The 16,584-nt window shown below is 50.6% G+C and carries 17 protein-coding genes; 9 read left to right on the top strand and 8 right to left on the bottom strand.

The features are described from left to right. Nucleotides 1-62 precede the first annotated feature (62 nt). The 5 genes from DCX48_21565 to DCX48_21545 form a co-directional block, all read right to left on the bottom strand. Nucleotides 63-545 (bottom strand): cold shock domain-containing protein, encoded by a 483-nt coding sequence (locus tag DCX48_21565; GenBank protein QXE16872.1) that lies wholly within the window; start codon nucleotides 543-545, stop codon nucleotides 63-65. A gap of 189 nt (nucleotides 546-734) precedes the next feature. Next, on the bottom strand, nucleotides 735-1,625 hold the full coding sequence (locus DCX48_21560) for an oxidoreductase (protein ID QXE16871.1): 891 nt from the start codon (nucleotides 1,623-1,625) through the stop codon (nucleotides 735-737). A gap of 159 nt (nucleotides 1,626-1,784) precedes the next feature. Next, entirely contained in the window at nucleotides 1,785-2,324 is a 540-nt protein-coding gene (locus DCX48_21555) for a DUF2058 domain-containing protein (protein QXE16870.1), read from the bottom strand. 365 nt (nucleotides 2,325-2,689) lie between these two features. Next, nucleotides 2,690-3,313, bottom strand: coding sequence for a hypothetical protein (locus tag DCX48_21550; GenBank protein QXE16869.1), 624 nt, complete (start codon nucleotides 3,311-3,313; stop codon nucleotides 2,690-2,692). A 332-nt stretch (nucleotides 3,314-3,645) separates the two neighbouring features. Then, nucleotides 3,646-4,107, bottom strand: a complete 462-nt coding sequence (locus tag DCX48_21545) for a MerR family transcriptional regulator (GenBank protein QXE16868.1) — start codon at nucleotides 4,105-4,107, stop codon at nucleotides 3,646-3,648. Nucleotides 4,108-4,173: 66 nt separating this feature from the next. Here DCX48_21545 and DCX48_21540 point away from each other — a divergent pair, with 66 nt between their 5' ends. Together DCX48_21540 and DCX48_21535 are read left to right on the top strand one after the other, a co-directional pair. Continuing rightward, nucleotides 4,174-5,409 carry an MFS transporter gene (locus DCX48_21540; protein QXE16867.1) on the top strand — a complete coding sequence of 412 codons (1,236 nt, stop codon included), beginning with the start codon at nucleotides 4,174-4,176 and terminating at the stop codon, nucleotides 5,407-5,409. Nucleotides 5,410-5,578: 169 nt separating this feature from the next. Next, entirely contained in the window at nucleotides 5,579-6,778 is a 1,200-nt protein-coding gene (locus DCX48_21535; GenBank protein ID QXE16866.1) for a Bcr/CflA family efflux MFS transporter, read from the top strand. Nucleotides 6,779-6,842: 64 nt separating this feature from the next. Here DCX48_21535 and DCX48_21530 read toward each other — a convergent pair whose 3' ends face one another. Further along, nucleotides 6,843-7,193, bottom strand: a complete 351-nt coding sequence (locus DCX48_21530; protein ID QXE16865.1) for a transcriptional regulator — start codon at nucleotides 7,191-7,193, stop codon at nucleotides 6,843-6,845. Between the two features lie 52 nt (nucleotides 7,194-7,245). Between DCX48_21530 and DCX48_21525 the strand changes: the two genes are divergently transcribed. After that, complete coding sequence (locus tag DCX48_21525) at nucleotides 7,246-8,250, top strand: threonine/serine dehydratase (GenBank protein QXE16864.1); 1,005 nt, start codon at nucleotides 7,246-7,248, stop codon at nucleotides 8,248-8,250. Between the two features lie 400 nt (nucleotides 8,251-8,650). Continuing rightward, entirely contained in the window at nucleotides 8,651-9,490 is an 840-nt protein-coding gene (yghU, locus tag DCX48_21520; protein ID QXE16863.1) for a glutathione-dependent disulfide-bond oxidoreductase, read from the top strand. A gap of 345 nt (nucleotides 9,491-9,835) precedes the next feature. Here yghU and DCX48_21515 read toward each other — a convergent pair whose 3' ends face one another. Next, complete coding sequence (locus DCX48_21515) at nucleotides 9,836-10,807, bottom strand: chemotaxis signal transduction protein CheV (protein ID QXE16862.1); 972 nt, start codon at nucleotides 10,805-10,807, stop codon at nucleotides 9,836-9,838. Between the two features lie 544 nt (nucleotides 10,808-11,351). Between DCX48_21515 and DCX48_21510 the strand changes: the two genes are divergently transcribed. The 5 genes from DCX48_21510 to DCX48_21490 are packed head-to-tail and all read left to right on the top strand — an operon-like array spanning nucleotide 11,352 to nucleotide 15,564. Next, nucleotides 11,352-12,014, top strand: coding sequence for a DUF3313 domain-containing protein (locus tag DCX48_21510; protein ID QXE16861.1), 663 nt, complete (start codon nucleotides 11,352-11,354; stop codon nucleotides 12,012-12,014). 35 nt (nucleotides 12,015-12,049) lie between these two features. Then, nucleotides 12,050-12,688, top strand: a complete 639-nt coding sequence (locus DCX48_21505) for a paraquat-inducible protein A (protein ID QXE16860.1) — start codon at nucleotides 12,050-12,052, stop codon at nucleotides 12,686-12,688. Next, complete coding sequence (locus tag DCX48_21500; protein ID QXE16859.1) at nucleotides 12,678-13,301, top strand: paraquat-inducible protein A; 624 nt, start codon at nucleotides 12,678-12,680, stop codon at nucleotides 13,299-13,301. The genes DCX48_21505 and DCX48_21500 overlap by 11 nt, the downstream gene beginning before the upstream one ends. Further along, nucleotides 13,298-14,944, top strand: coding sequence for an MCE family protein (locus DCX48_21495; GenBank protein ID QXE16858.1), 1,647 nt, complete (start codon nucleotides 13,298-13,300; stop codon nucleotides 14,942-14,944). The genes DCX48_21500 and DCX48_21495 overlap by 4 nt, the downstream gene beginning before the upstream one ends. Next, complete coding sequence (locus tag DCX48_21490) at nucleotides 14,941-15,564, top strand: membrane integrity-associated transporter subunit PqiC (GenBank protein QXE16857.1); 624 nt, start codon at nucleotides 14,941-14,943, stop codon at nucleotides 15,562-15,564. The genes DCX48_21495 and DCX48_21490 overlap by 4 nt, the downstream gene beginning before the upstream one ends. Here the strand turns inward: DCX48_21490 and DCX48_21485 are convergent. Beyond that, the gene (locus DCX48_21485; protein ID QXE16856.1) at nucleotides 15,542-16,156 is read right to left on the bottom strand and encodes a TetR/AcrR family transcriptional regulator; all 615 of its coding nucleotides are present in this window, start codon (nucleotides 16,154-16,156) and stop codon (nucleotides 15,542-15,544) included. The genes DCX48_21490 and DCX48_21485 overlap by 23 nt on opposite strands. Nucleotides 16,157-16,584 lie beyond the last annotated feature (428 nt).

Here is a 16,584-nt window from a genome sequence, read left to right as displayed (position 1 = left end):
CAATGCCGAAACCTGGCTTATGCACGGCATAGGATTTCGGCATAGAGTCAGTCCGTATTGTTTCAGACCTTGAGCATTTTCACCGTGGCATCCACGTCTATCTCATCTTCCGAGAAGATTAACGTCGTTCCCTGGAAGGTGGTTATTGCCAGTTTTTTCAGTGAGCGTATTTCATCAGGCTCAGCGACTGATTTCGGTCTGATACTATTCATCAGTACCCCCACAGACAGCACCGTATTTTCTTTGTCAATGCGGGTATCGGCAGGCACTTCTTCGCTGTAAACCAGATAAGACTTGATCGACGTGAGCTTAAGGCGCTCACCCGCGATATAGATGTATTTGCTTTCCGGTACGACTTTCACAGCATAAGCTGACAAACCCTTGTTATTCGTGGTGGGTTCGAAAGTGACCGCCGCATCTTTCTTAATCAGATCAGGATTGGCGACCTTAATCACATGAAAATAACGGTTATCACCGTTTTCATCTTTGATAAATCCAAAACCTTTATCTTTAAACCAGGTTGTGATCGTTCCGTTCATCGCCATTACCGCCTACTTAATCGTTTATCTACTCAGTTTTTGCAGCGCGCAGTGTAAAGCACAATGCCTGCGCAGACTACGTCTTTGGTTTAAGTCTGGACGATAAATTTCTGGTGTGCGAGGGTCGGCCAGATGAAAGCATAAGCGACACGAAGTGAAACACTGTGGTCAGTCGTGGCAGAAGAGTTAACGGCTTCAACCTGGGCCTTCACTCCCTGCCGCCAGCAGCGGTACCAACACGTCGCTGATGGGCGTAGAAATATTATGTAAGTGACCATAACGCTGTACCACGCCGTTGCGGATATCCCACTCCAGTGGGCGGTTTGCCTGGCGGTCGGCGAGAATGGAGGTGCCTAAATCCACAGGGGCATGATGAAAACCGTCAACGATCTCCTGCGGAACGTCATCGTTCAGTACCGCACCTTCCGCACGCGCCACCGTCAGACACTCGCGCAGATAAGCCAGTGCCAGTTCAGTTATATCCCCACGTGAAAACATCCCAGCACGGCGATTAGCTAGTACCATCAGACCAGCAACCGCATTCTGCAGCAGTTTACGCCATGCGATGGAGGTAAAATCGGTCGACAGCTCAACCACGCAGCGTGTGCAACTAAGCACATCGACTACTCGTTTTGCCTGCGGCACATCCGGCAGCGTGAGGCGCGGCTTGGCGCGCAGCCAGACGGAGGCATCCGGCTCGCGCTGTGCCGGGAACCACACTACCGAAGGCAACACCTCTGCACCGTTGACAAAAGGCTCCAACAGGGTTTTCTGCTCGACACCATTTTGCAGCGCACATACTACGGTGTTTTCATCGCACAGCGCGGCCAACCAGTTTGCACTGTCAGCTACCTGAGTGGTTTTCACTGCGACAAACACCAAATCGAACGGGTGGCTGATCGCCGCAGGATTGTTCAATACCGGACCTGGCACCACAACTTCACCATCATCGTGACGCAAAATTAACTGCGGATGCGCGGTGCGCCCGCAAAGGACTGTCGTTCGGTCAACTTCATGCAATGCAGCAGCGATGGTGGTACCGATAGCACCCGGACCAATAAGAGCAATTGTGGGATGGTCTGACATCTTGTGTTCTCCTGATTTGATTAACCCATCATCAGTGTGCTGGCGGAAAAGGTATTGGCAACGACAATAACACTCTATTTTTCATCAACTGGCTGAACATAAAATCTTAATGAAAAGCCCTGAAGGGCTTTTCATACATAAGCACATGCAAAATGTTAATTACCACATCAAATCATCGGGCACTTTAAAATCGGCATACGGATCTTCTTCATCTTGATCTTCCTGACTCAGCGCACTGTTTAATACAATACTGTTCGCATCTCGCTGCGCAATTTTATCGGCTACGATCGCGGGGATAATGGCGTATTCACTCTCTCCACTGTTATCAACCACCAAACGAGCAATGGCGAGACGACCGCTAATCAGCTGAGCTTGAGTAAGCTTATCCACAACAATTTTTTTAATTAAATTCTGATCTGTGAAGTTAAAACCAACATCGCCTTTTGAAATGTTGATTCTGTTCATTTCAATGAGCTGTTTCACCTGAGCTTTATATTCTTTAGATAAAGTAGCTTGTTTTTGTTGTTCGCTTAGCTGTTTATCACGCTCAAGTTGTGCTTTTTTATTTTCTTCCACAGCCTCTCTTGCCTCACGAGCCTGAACGCGTGATTTTTTAGCCGTTCTCTGGACTTTGGCCATTTTTTTGCTGGTCACTAATCCAGCTTTTAGCATCTGCTCTTGTAAGGTGAGCTTTGTCATCTTCGTTCCTAAACCCGTTAAATAATGTGTGGGATTATACCTGTAATTTTTGAGACTGTACCAGATTGCTGGACCTGCTCTGAGTCGCTATACGTAGTCTAGACACTTCCTAGCCGTTGATAGTGCTGCTGTTCATATTCATTAAGCGACATTTGGACACTTGGGACGGAACGATCTCACCCAGCTGCTTCAGTTTTGGACTCTTCGGGATAACGTTTACCGCTCATGGGCACCTCTTTTTTAAGCAATTTTAAATGACTCCGAGGTGTCTAACAAACCCGCAACGATTCAATTCGCCTATAGAACCAAAAGGCATATTATCTATTCAACAAGGTGCCCACGTAATTATCAAAAAAACAAGGATACTAAATAATGGCACCACCCTTCATATACCATGGTTTCTGTCCCGGACAGTTTTTAACATTCAAGATTTCCACATGTTTAAGCTGTTCCCCCCCTGTACTGCCCTCAATAATCTGATAGACCCTCAGGTATTTTCTTGCTTCAACACTCTGATTATCAAAGTCAACTTTCACATAATAAAATGCTCCAGGTTGGGGTTTGAAAACTATAACGCTTTCAGACACGATTTGTTTAAGTGAAAAGAAATTATTAGTTCCCGTATCCCCAGTATAAATGACTCTTATGGCTATATTATTATTAGCACTAACCCAATACTCCTGACTGATTTTTCTCATACCCTCTACTTCTGGAATACCTATTCTTTTCTTGTCAGACAACCCTCGAAAATCAAAAGCACCGCGCGGCAAAAAACCATTACTCGCTGAATACAAATCAATACAAGCCTTCGTTTCAGGGTAAACTCTGACCTGATTGTTATCAGTGTCAAATGCAACTCCCACTTTTTTATCTCCTGTGTAATTCGTTATATTTTTATTATAGTCACGGACAGTCGAGATTGACGAACATCCTGTTAACAATAAAACACCAACCATCCCCATGAAAAATCTCAAGTAAAATACTCCCATTTAAATATAACTCCCTAAAATACCATGTATTACGTAGACTTTTCTTGCAGTCAATAACATGGTGCCACCTATAGCATATTATTAAAATCATGAATAACCAATAACCATTTTATAATAATGATTTACTTCCCAAAAGTTTTAACTAAATAACGTCTCATATTACTGATCCACTTTAGCCAGCCGTCCACTTTGTGGTTTTTATAAATGATGTCGTTACCCATTAGCAGCGTGATAGTTTCACCTGCCAGTATATGTGCAGCAACGCATTTAAAAGGTTGAAGATATGACAACTCGAATATAAACGTGAATAAGAACTCGCCCCAAACGGAGTATCAAACTTTCTTTTTCATACTTTGCGGCACTTTTCGAATGGCTGCGGTGCTCGTCTTTTCACGCATCTGGCCCCTTCGGTGCGTGACCTCAACGAGTTTCCTGAAGGTTGGGCATTCCATATGCGATGGCGCAGAACAGTCGGCGACGTGCCGCAGCGTATCACGCAATACCCGTAGCTCATGGATTTGCTGGTCGATTTCGTCAGCCTTCAGATGAAGCGCGGTACGCGGCAAATCCGGCATCCCATTTTTGTTAAACATGCCAGCGATTTCCTGAAGTGAAAACCCCGCCGATTTCCCCATCGAGATCAACCTGAGTTGCAGCAGTATGTCTTCAGAAAACTGCCGCCGGAGCCCGTGCCGGGATACCGAAGCAATCAGGCCGATATCTTCGTAATAGCGCAACGCTGAAGGCTTGATTCCGCTCTTCTCCGAGACGTCGCCAATATCCAGAAATTTCATGCTTGACCTCAAGTCGACTTTACTTTGTAGCATGCTCTGGAACTCACATTCTGACAAGGATAAAAAATGGCAATTAATAGTCTGGGCGAACCGGAGAAAAACAAACCGGGGATCACCATCACACTGGCACTGTCGATACTGTCGGCCTCGCTGGGAACGAGTATTGCCAATATTGCCCTTCCGACACTAACGGCGGTATTTTCTGCACCATTCGCACAGGTACAGGCCGTCGTCATCGCCTATCTTGCGGCCATGGCGCTTTCGGTTGTCATCGCAGGCCGCCTTGGCGATCGTTATGGACTGAAGCCCGTTTTCATTGCAGGCCTTGTGCTCTTTGCTGTCGCGTCACTGCTGTGTGCCCTTGCGCCCCATCTGTGGCAACTCATCGGGGCAAGAACACTTCAGGGGATCGGTGCAGCCTTCCTGATGACGCTCGGCATGGCACTGCTGAGGCAAACTGCCGGTGAAAAGCATGTTGGGCGCGCGATGGGGGTACTGGGAACGGTATCCGCACTGGGTACTGCGCTTGGCCCTTCTGTCGGAGGATTTATTCTTACGACAGCGGGATGGCGTAGCCTATTCTGGGTGCAGATCCCACTGGTAGCGATCGTCCTGTTTCTGGCTTTTACCCTGTTGCCAACCGCATCGGTTAAAGAGAAGGTTCTCGCTCAACGTGTATCACCCATTCGGAACCCCACGCTTTTATCGAATCTCACTATCAATGCGGCCGTCACTTCCGTCATGATGACGACGTTAATCGTCGGCCCTTACTATCTTGGTCCGGGCCTGGGCTTGAAGGAAACGCTGGTAGGGATTGTTATGGCAATTGGCCCTGCTACTGCGATTTTCTGCGGAATTCCGTCTGGGCGGCTGGTAGACACTTGGGGATTTGGTCGCGCGCTCACCGCCGGACTCTCCCTCGTGGTTACTGGCACCTTGATGCTGGCGATCTTGCCTCCTCTGCTCGGCGTCACGGGGTATATCCTTTCCGTTATTGTCCTGACGCCAGGCTACCAGCTCTTTCAGGCTGCAAATAACACTGCGACTCTTGCCGACGTTCCTGGGAACCAGCGAGGTACGGTCTCTGGTCTGCTTAACCTGTCGCGCAACATTGGGCTGATCGCCGGAGCCTCAGTCATGGGACAGGCCTTCGCGTTAGGCGTCGGAACGGAAGATTTTACCCATGCCACGCCCGCTTCCCTCGCTAACGGGATGCAACTGACCTTTTTTCTGTCTGGCGGAATGATACTTGCCGTCCTTGCATTCACCCACCTGCCAAGGTGGAAACGGGTTACCCGATAACACGCTAAACATACGCCTTTGGGATTCACGGGGGATTACATCCCCCTTTCTGCTTAAATCACCGCTGATTTATGAGTGTCATTCATAACGTCTATCCTGCAGCGCACGATTATCACTGGGCGCAATCCCGGTAAGATAATCCAAAGCATGTAAAACCAGACGGATAGATATGACTCACGTTCAAACGCGCTCAGAAAAAACTTCAGGGCTACTTTTCATTGCCATTCTCAGTGCACTGATGGCGTTTACCTCTTTATCGACGGACATCTATTTACCCGCCATGCCCATCATGGCAAAAGATTTACAAGGCGATGCAGAACTCACCATCACCGGGTTTTTAATGGGTTTTTGCATCGCGCAGCTGGTTTGGGGGCCGTTAAGCGACCATCTGGGCCGCCGCACACCGCTATTTATTGGTATGGTGTTGTTTATCATCGGATCGGTAGGCTGCGCACTGTCTACGGATATATCGCAAATGGTTTTTTGGCGTGTCTTTCAGGCGCTGGGGGCGTGTACAGGCCCTATGCTGGCCCGCGCGATGATCCGCGATCTCTTTAGTCGTACCCGTGCGGCGCAAATGCTCTCTACGTTAATCATCGTGATGGCAATTGCCCCGATTGCAGGGCCATTACTCGGCGGGCAGTTGATCAAAGTAACGTCATGGCACGCTATTTTTTGGCTGCTGGCGATTATTGGTATCATGATGCTGATTTCATTACGCTGGCTGCCCGAGACATTACCCGAAGACAGGCGGGTAAAGGCTTCTTTGCCCAGCGCCTTTCGCAACTATTATGCACTGCTGACAAACGCTAACTTCATGCGTTTCACCTTATGCCTGACGTTCTATTATGTCTCCGCCTACGCTTTTATTACTGGTTCGGCCTTCGTCTACATCACCTATTTCGGCGTCGAGCCACAGCACTACGGCTGTCTATTTGCGCTGAATATCGTCGGCGTGATGGGCATGAGCATGGTAAATCGTCGTCTGGTTCAGCGCTATCCGCTTGAGACGCTGCTTAAATTTGCCGTGCTAATCGCAACCGTCGCGTCGTTCATTCTTGCTATTGGCGCAAAACTGAATATCGGCGGAATGCCCCTGATTGTGATCTCAGTGTTTGTGTTCTTTTCGATGAACGGCATCATCGCCGCAACGTCAACTGCCGCAGCGCTTGATGCAGTGCCAAACATTGCTGGTTCGGCATCGGCATTAATCGGGGCGCTACAGTACGGCAGCGGCATTATATCTTCCCTGCTACTTGCGCTACTGAGCGATGGGACACCGTGGACGATGGCATGGATCATCGCATTGTTTACCACAGCCAGTGCGATAACAGCGCTAACTACACGCGTTACGAAATCGAGCAGTTAAATATTGCTGCCGATACCATAAATAATAAAATCAATAGCCGAAGTAAAAACAGATAGTTAACGGTTTACTCTGACGGTTTATGGTGACGCGCGGCAACCTTCGCAAGATCAGACAATACGGCGATTGCCTCGTCTAAACGCTCAGAGACGAGCTTGTAGAACACCCAGTTCTTGATGCGTTTCGATGTGACAATTCCGGCTTTCGATAGATATTGAAGATGGCCAGTGACGGTCGGTTGGCTCAGGCCAATTTTCTCAGTGATAAACCCTACACATACCCCGTCCTCAACCAAGTCGCCATCCTGCTGTTCCGGGAAATTTGCCCGAGGATTGGCCAACCATTCCAGAATGATGAGCCGCTGCTCATTGCCGAGCGCACGTAGTAGATCGGCGGCTGTCGTTGCATACTTGTTCATATAGCCAAACACCTATATAGTTATTTCCATATACAGTTGATAGGAAAATACTATGACAAGCAAATACCAAAGAGCAACCGACTCTGTAACGTTGAAAGATATTTACACGGCATCTCAGCAGATTAAAACGACGATACGCAGAACGCCGCTAGACCGCTCGCAGGAATTATCCGCTCTTGTTGGTGCAGAAATTCGGCTCAAGATGGAAAACCTCCAACAGACCGGTAGCTTCAAGTTACGTGGCGCGGCAAACGTTCTTGCCAATCTGGGTGCAGAACAACGCCGTATTGGCGTCATCGCCCCAACGGCAGGAAATCACGGATTAGGGCTCGCCTATGCCGGACAAGTGGCGGGCGTCCCCGTAACCATCTTTTTGCCACGCTCAGCAGACCCGATGAAAGTCGCGGCCATGAAAGGTTGTGGTGCCCACATTACGTTTTTTGATGACATCGAAGAAGCGAGGCAGGCGGCAATAGCAGCAGCGCAACAGTCTAGTGCTACCTTCGTTTCAGCCTACGATAATCCGCATATGATTGCTGGTGGCGGCACCGTCGGCCTTGAGATTATGGAAGACTGGATGGATGCAGAGATAATCCTGGTGAATATCGGCGGCGGCGGGCTTATTTCGGGGATTGCGACGGCAGTAAAAGCAATCAACCCCGCTATCGAAGTATGGGGGATACAAAGTGAAGTCAGCCCGACATTTGCCCGTTGGAAAGACGCCGGTGAAACGCTTCCCGTCGAACTGACTCCCTCCATCGCTGAGGGCGTTAGCGGCTATATTGAGCCCAGTGCGATGACCTGGCCGCTGGTTCGTGACCGTGTCGATCGCGTGCTCACGGTATCAGAAGTTGAAATCAAAGCCGCAATGCTGTCAATGCTCGAACTTCACCGTCATGTTGTCGAACCTTCAGGGGTGCCAGCCGTCGCGGGAGCCATTCGCTACGCGAAGGAGATTGGGGGACGTAAAACCGTCTGCGTTGTCACCGGTAGGAACATTTCGAGTTCACGTTATCTCACGCTGCTTAATGAGGCGACGGCCGGTGTAGATAAGTAGGATGTGCGAGCAAGGTCGCACGATGCAGTGATATTTAGCGTAGATAGGCCAATTGATTAAGAGTCAAATGGTCATTCAGGCATCGCGTTTTTTGGCCTGGCGGCGAGAGCGACAAATTTCGGCATGGCTTTCCGCTGGCAATGTCTTTTGGCTAACCGTGTCATTGATGATTGTGTCATTAGTCATTATTGAAACCCCAGCACACACTCGTCAACACTTTACCGTCGGTTATTAAGCCCTGACGACGATCCGCACATTGGCCGCTTTCCCTGAACAATGTGCGGTTCTCGTGTTATATCAATATGAGGTAGAGATAGAACAGAACGGTATCAGCGAGCTGCGTGAGTTTGTTATGGTGTTGGCTTAACTCGCTCTCTTTTCACGCATAAGGAGTTTTTGAATGGCTACGTCCCCAGCCTATGTGCCACCAAAAGTCTGGCAGCCCGCGTCTTCCGGCGGTGCTTTCGCCAATATTAACCGCCCGATAGCCGGTCCGACGCACGAAAAAGCCCTGCCCGTTGGCAAGCACCCGCTTCAGCTTTATTCGCTGGCGACGCCAAACGGCGTGAAAGTGACCATCATGCTGGAGGAGTTGCTGGCGCTGGGCCATTCGGGTGCCGAGTACGATGCCTGGCTGATTAAGATAGGCGATGGGGATCAGTTCTCCAGCGGATTTGTTGACGTCAACCCGAACTCAAAGATCCCCGCATTGCTTGACCAAAGCGGCGACAAGCCGATTCGCGTATTCGAGTCCGGCTCCATTCTAGTGTATCTGGCCGAGAAATTTGGTGAACTGCTGCCGAACGACCTCGCCACGCGCACTGAAACCCTGAACTGGCTCTTCTGGCAGATGGGTTCCGCCCCTTACGTTGGCGGTGGATTCGGGCACTTCTACGCCTACGCGCCGGAAAAATTTGAATACCCGATCAACCGTTTCACGATGGAAACTAAGCGCCAACTGGATGTTCTCAACCGTCGACTGGCAGAGAGCCGTTATCTGGTTGGTGATAGCTACACGATTGCTGATATTGCCGTCTGGCCGTGGTACGGCGGGCTGGTACAGAACGCGATCTACTCCGCTGGCGAGTTCCTGTCCGTACACGAGTACACGCATGTGATTCGTTGGGCCGACGAGATTGCCGCCCGTCCGGCGGTAATTCGCGGTCGGAAGGTCAACCGCACATGGGGCGAAGAGTCAGAGCAGGTCACCGAACGCCATCAGGCATCCGATCTGGATTAATCCTCCGCCGCCTGTCGATCAACAGGCGGCATTCCGATTAACCCTTAGTGCTGATGACAGAATGCAACAGCGGGCTTTTTTCACGCGAAATCGGTGAAGCGAAAGGTGCATCTACTTATAACAAACCGGGCCGCGCCTACTATGCGGGGATCACCCTCATTCTGATAGTCATACTTTTCTGACAGTTACGTTTTTCTGGTTCCCGCGTGTTCAGTAACCAGAAAGTGTGTTCTCAGGATAAGCGTCGGTGGCTAGCAGCGTTCAGAGACGAAAAAAATCGGCCTCTGCCCTCTCCCGTAAAGGAGGAGGCAAAGGCCGAATGTTGTTATACGAGCGCTCTGCTAATTAGCGGCGTACTTTCACTTTATTCAGCACAGTCTGAATCGCCGTCGACAGTTCATTGATCTCGAATTTCGCGACGTAAGCATCTGCACCAACATTACGTACGTGATCTTCGTTGGCACTACCAGACAGTGAAGAGTGAATCACCACGGGAATATTCTTCAGGAATTCTTCACGCTTGATATTTCTGGTCAGCGTAAAACCGTCCATTTCCGGCATTTCCAAATCAGTCAGGACCAGTGAGATCTTGTCTGAAATAGGGCGCCCTTCTGACTGTGCTTCTTGCGCAATTTGCCGAATCTTGTTCCAGGCATCCTGTCCGGTGATGTGCATACTAAACGGAATACCCATCTGGGTTAGCCCCTGCTCAAGCAACGAACGGGCGACCTTGGAGTCTTCCGCCACGATCGCGATCGCGCCAGGCGTGTAGGGATAGGTCTTATCTTCTGCGTTCTTGAGTTTGGTTTCACGATCGCCGGGAATAATATCGAACAGAATCTGTTCAACATCCAGCACCAGCGCCAGACGATTACTGTCTTTGTCAGTATCAAGGCGAGCAATACTGGTGATATAGGAGCTACTCACGCCCGCTTCAGCAGTCAGAACCTGGCTCCATTCCAGACGAACGATATCGTCTACCGATTCCACTGCGAATGCCTGCGTACTACGTGCATATTCAGTGATAAGGAGAATGTTCAGGCCCGTATCCGTTGCACTGCCGACTACAGCAGGAAGATCGATAACAGGAATGATTTGTCCACGAATGTTGACCATGCCCAGCATCGGCGATTTCATGCCAGCCGCTTTGGTCAACGTAGGCATTGGCACAATTTCACGCAGTTTAAACACGTTGATGCCAAACAGCTCAGATTTGCCACCTTCAGGTGATTTGCCCAGCTGGAATAATAAGAGTTCGAATTTATTTGCAGAGGTAAGGTTTGTTCTCTCATCAATCTCTTTTTGAAAATTATCCATGCTTTCCTCAGTGCGAGTCATTATTTATATAGGTATAGCGTAATCAGGCAACATTCGAGATGTGAGTAAACATGAACTAACATCTGACCGCTCCACTGTACGTGATAGTCGTGTTCTTCAATCTTATCCAGCGTCAAACGTAAAATATTTGTTAGTTGTGTCAACTTCATCATCCAACGATGGTAATCATCGGACCAGTAGACGGATATCAACCCTCTCAGTATAGCGGTCGGCTCACATCCTTTAAGGCGCAGATAACATTCCCTGAACCATTAATATCGGCAGACTTTGCCAACACCTTATCCCAAATCGTGACAGAAATGTTGCTTGGAAAGAAAACCTCACACATCTCTTGACACCGCAGCCAGAAAAAACTAAAAACATACCGTACAGTTCGGTTTTATAAAAAGTACATCTACCGACATTTACGCATAGCGACAGTAAAAGTGCTCTGGCAAATAAACAGTTGATGTTGCTGGACGTCATGTGGCTAAGGCGGCGTGTCATCACGCTATTCAGCGGTTCTCTTTAACAGGATTCTCATATGTTCACATTATCTCGGGTTGCACGTCCTACCCTATTGGCCTTGGCTGTCGTACTCGCAGGTTGCGCGAGCAATCCCCCCGTACGCTACAGCGGTATCGCATCATCTTCGCAATTGGCGCAAAACTCAGGTGAGCACGCGGATCGCATTCCTTACCGTTACACCACGCCCGTCGACTGGAAGCAATACACCCACATCATCATCGATCCAGTCAGCATCTATCAGGGAAGCGATAACCAATTTAACGACATGTCACAGCAGGACAAGCAGTCTCTGGCCACCTATATGCAGGATACGTTCAGTAAAACCTTACGCTCCCGTTTCAACGAAGTGACTTCACCAGCTCCCGGTACATTACGGTTGAAATTGACGCTGACGGGTGCCGATACCACCACCCCCGTTGCCGGTACGTTTACCAAATTCGACCTGGCTGGCGGCCCCTACAACATCGTGCAGTCCATTCGCGGTAAAGAAGGCCTGCTCAATGGGTCAGTGAACTATGCCGTTGAAATTTATGATGCGACGACCAACAAACTGCTCAATGCCTATCTTGCGAAGCAGTATCCAAACGCCATGAACGTCAGCGCCAGCGTGGGGGCACTGAGCGCCGCAGAAGTCGGAATCGATAAAGCGGCTGAAGAACTGGCCGACATGCTGAAGTAAGCGAAGAAGAACCTATACAAACGGTGCGGAACAGCATGATGACAATCTACCCACACTTAATTATCTGTCCGCACTGCGACAGCGTGCACCATTACCGGGCGTTAAATCCCGGTGAGGCAGCGCGCTGCACACGCTGTCAGGCCACACTTTATCGGTCAGGATGGATAAATACCGGGCATAGCCTGGCGCTGATACAAACGGCGGCCATCGTCTTTTTTATCGCGAATAGCTATCCGGTACTGACCGTCAGTTTCCATGCGCTACAGAATACGGCAACACTCTGGCAAGCAGCGCTCGCGCTGGCTAACGGTGCGACCCTGCCGCTGGCGATAGGCTGTTTTTTTATCCTGATTATGGCGCCTTTTCTGCAAATCATGCTGACCGGCTGGGTGCTGATGTTTGCCAATAAAGATCGCTGTGCCCCCGGCTTTATTCCTGTGATGAAGATACTGCTGTGGCTTCGTCCCTGGAGCATGCTGGAAATTGCGACGTTGGGCTTTCTGATCACCGCCATCAAGCTCTCCGGCTTTATGCAGGTAATGCCCGGTGCAGGCTGCTGGGCGCTAGCGGCACTGATGTTGCTGCTCGTTGTCGTCAACAGTATCGATCTTCGTCCATTATGGTCGCTGGTGCCTACGGACAGTAACCACAGCGTGGTCCGTCATGAAAAGTAATTCACCCGACCAGCCATTACCGTTGATCGCCTGTCCGCTGTGCGGCCTCGTCTGCCTGCATGATGCAAACCCGCACGATGCGGTGCGCTGCCCACGCTGCCAGTCGCGGCTGACATCTCCCCATAAGGACAGCACTGCATTCTCCTCTGCACTACTGGTCACCGCCCTGATTTTCTATATTCCCGCCAACGTGTTGCCCGTGATGTATACCCGCCTGTTCGGATTGGGAAGTGAAAGCACCATCCTAAGCGGCGTGATTGATTTCTGGCACAGCGGCGACTACGGCATTGCCCTGCTGATATTTACCGCCAGCATCGTCATCCCCTGTATGAAATTTTTGATTCTCGGCCTGCTGCTCTTTATGTCACGCCAAAAAAGTCGTAAGGCGATGGCCGAGCGTGCTGTGCTTTATCGGCTAACGGAATGGGTCGGTTACTGGTCCATGCTGGATGTCGTCGTCATTGCCGCCGTCTCTGCGCTGGTCAGATTTCCTACCCTGAGTGAAGCGGAACCTCGCAGCGGCATTCTTTTTTTTGGGCTGGTGGTGATACTGACCATGTTATCTGCCATGAGCTATGACCCGCGTCTTATCTGGAAAGGTGAAAAAAAATGATCCACGAACAACCCAGTGATCCGGTGATTATCCGTCAACGCTGGCGAATCTCATTGATATGGCTGGTACCCGCGCTCGCGATGCTAACGGGGCTCGCCATGCTGATTCACACTTGGTCAGGTAGCGGGCCGAAAATCGTGATTTCCTTTCAGAGCGCAACCGGTCTTGAAGCCGATCGCACCGTCGTTAAATATAAAGACGTGGCGGTAGGCATCGTAAAAGACATCACGCTGAGTCAGGACAGTAAACAGGTTCTCGTCACGGTGCTGCTCAATAAAAATGCGGAAAGTCTGGCCCATGCGGGTAGCCGCTTTTGGGTGGTTCGTCCGCGCGTCGGCATCAACGGCGTGACGGGTATTGATACCTTGCTTTCTGGTGCTTACATTGGCGCGGATAAGGGTGAATCAACGCAGGGAGAAACTCGCTTTACCGGTCTGGAGTCGCCCCCTGCGGTGATTAATGGTATGCCGGGCAGCCGTTTTGTCATTCAGGCGGATGATCTCGGATCGCTGGATAGCGGTTCGCCAGTTTATTATCGCCGCATCCCCGTCGGCCGCGTTGCGTCCTATCAGTTGAATAACGATGGCCACGGTGTCCAGCTTCAGGTTTTTATTGATGCACCCTATGACCGGTTTGTCACGCCGAATACTCGCTTCTGGAATGCCAGTGGGATGGACCTTTCCGTTGACGCCAACGGCTTTCGCCTTAGAACACAAACCCTCGCAGCCGTCGTGGCTGGCGGTATTGATTTCTCCACCCCCGATCTGGACAACGCTATCGCCCGACCGGAACCACTGACCACCTACAAACTGGCTCGCGATCAGGAATCGGCCCTATTGCCACCTGATGGCCCGCCCATCCTCTTCAAACTCCGTTTTGACCGATCGTTACACGGCCTGGAGGTCGGTGCGCCCGTGGAATTTTCCAGCGTCAAAATCGGCCACGTAGCCACCATTGAGCTGGATTACAGCAAAACAGGCTATCGCTTCCCTACCGTCGTCAATATTGAGGTGTTTCCTAACCGTCTTGGTAATGTACTGGATAAGCTACCTAAGCAGGCGATGTCACTCGAACAGCAGACGGCCGAGTTCACCCGCGATCTGGTTGAACACGGTCTGCGAGCACAGGTTGCACCAAGCAATTTGCTGACCGGACAGCTCTATATCTCACTCGATTTTGTGCACGATGCAGCGAAGGTGCCGTTTGATATCAATGCTCAGCCGTTAGTTCTGCCCACCGTCAATGGGGGATTCGATCGGTTACAAACGCAGATAGCGAGCATCATCGGCAAGATCGATAACATGCCGTTGGATGCCATAGGCCGCAACATGAACACCACGCTGATCGAAGCCAATAAAGCGCTTCGACAGGTTAACGGGCAGACGTTGCCAGAGGCCAGCCGGTTGATGAAACACATGCAGCAGGCCACACGTCGCGTACAGGATGTACTGGAAGAGGATTCGCCATTGCAGTTGGGCATCACACAGTCATTGCAAGAAATTCAGCGCACCTTACGCGCCTTGCGCAGTCTGGCTGAGCAGATCGAACGTCACCCAGAATCGCTGCTGCAGGGGCGCTCGAACGCCCCATCACCATCGACATTTACTCACGACACAGCCACCCCAAAAGGAGCCTCAAAATGAAGCGAGTGGCATCATTCTGCACGCTGATCGTCATCGCGTTATTGAGCGCCTGCTCATCGCCTCCGGTGCATTATCACACCCTACTCGCACCAGCATCACCAGTTGCAACCACCGCGCATGCCGCTCCCTTTTTCATCGATGTGCTGCCTGTTGGCGTACCGACGCAAATTGATACATCACAGCTCGTTATTCGACAGGGCGACAGCGGCGCCGTCGTGCTGGATAACGAGCGCTGGCTCAGCCCGCTGGGGGAAGAAATTCGCACCGCGCTTTCCGTCGGGCTGACACAGCGTCTCAACACGCAGGATGTTTCAGGATTGGTACGCGCGGCAGAAACGCCAGTGGTCAGAATCCACCTACAGGTTCGACGATTTGATAGCTGGCCCGGCCAATTTGTAACGTTCGAGGCAGACTGGAGCCTTAGCGCCATTGAGGGAGAAGATCGCGCACGTTTGCTCTGTCGAAGCCAGTTTACTGAGCAGGCGACGGGGGACGACATCGCGATGTTACAGGCTCAGCAGCAGGTCATCACGCGGCTGGCGGAGCAGATCGCAGCAACGGCGACCCGCTGGATGCCGGATAGAAAAGGAACCTGTGTTACGCCGCCGCCCCAGCCATAAACATACTAACCGCATCCCCCACTATCTCGCGGATGCGTTCAAGGCTTAGTGGTTGTAAATGGCGGTGGAATATGCGGTCATCAATTTCTGCCGTCAGCAGCGCCAGAAACTGCAATGCTCGCACACGTGAATCCCCCGGTTTCAGCGCCTGCCGCGCTATCGCCGCCGCCATCAGCTCAGACAATTTATCAACGTTCTCTTTCGGGCCTGACTCATAAAACAGCGAACCAATATCAGAATGTCCGGCCTCCGCGACCACCATCCGATAAATCGCCATGGCGCTGCTATCGTTGGTCAACACATAGAGGATACGCTCGCCGAAGCGCGTCAACTGCACTTCCAGCGTCTCAGATGCCAGATCATGCGTCATCAACTCTGCCGTTGCCTCGGACAAATGCATGGTCGCATGTTCACGAACGACGGACGTAAATAGCGCTTCTTTGGTTGAGAAATAACCATACAGCGTGGCCTTGGAACCGCCGACCCGCTTCGCCAGTTCATTCATGGTGGCGCGCTCATAGCCCATTTCCTGAAAAAGCTGCGCCGCCGTTTTAACGATGGCCTCACGGCGAGCCGTAGTTCGGACTTTCATCACCACTCCTGCCAGACTGTGCTGACGAGCAAAATAGGATTCGATATAGCAATATTATCAAAACATTAGCCTCACCGCCGCCTCTTTACACAAAGCCACATCACAGTCTGTAAAAACGGGAGAAAGACAAGAAAAGCACAATGATGAATATCAAAGGATGACGGGGGTTGATAAGGAAAAACGGATTATTTACTATCCAGCTCCGAATGACAGGCATTTCTAGCCGTTCGTTGCAGGAGAGCCAGCGTACAGGCAATTTGAAGTATGACGGGGAAACTGCTTTTAGGGCGCATGGCTTAGCACCACACACCCTAAATTCAGTCGACAGAACAGGAACAACGTATGAGTAATTCCCTGGGTTGGCAAATCAATTTGTAACAATTTTTTTAAAATTTACTTTCTTAAATTTTTTTATAAATTGTCCTGTT

Source organism: Pectobacterium atrosepticum (assembly GCA_019056595.1).
Lineage (GTDB): Bacteria > Pseudomonadota > Gammaproteobacteria > Enterobacterales > Enterobacteriaceae > Pectobacterium > Pectobacterium atrosepticum.
This window is presented reverse-complemented; position numbering and strand designations above follow the sequence as displayed.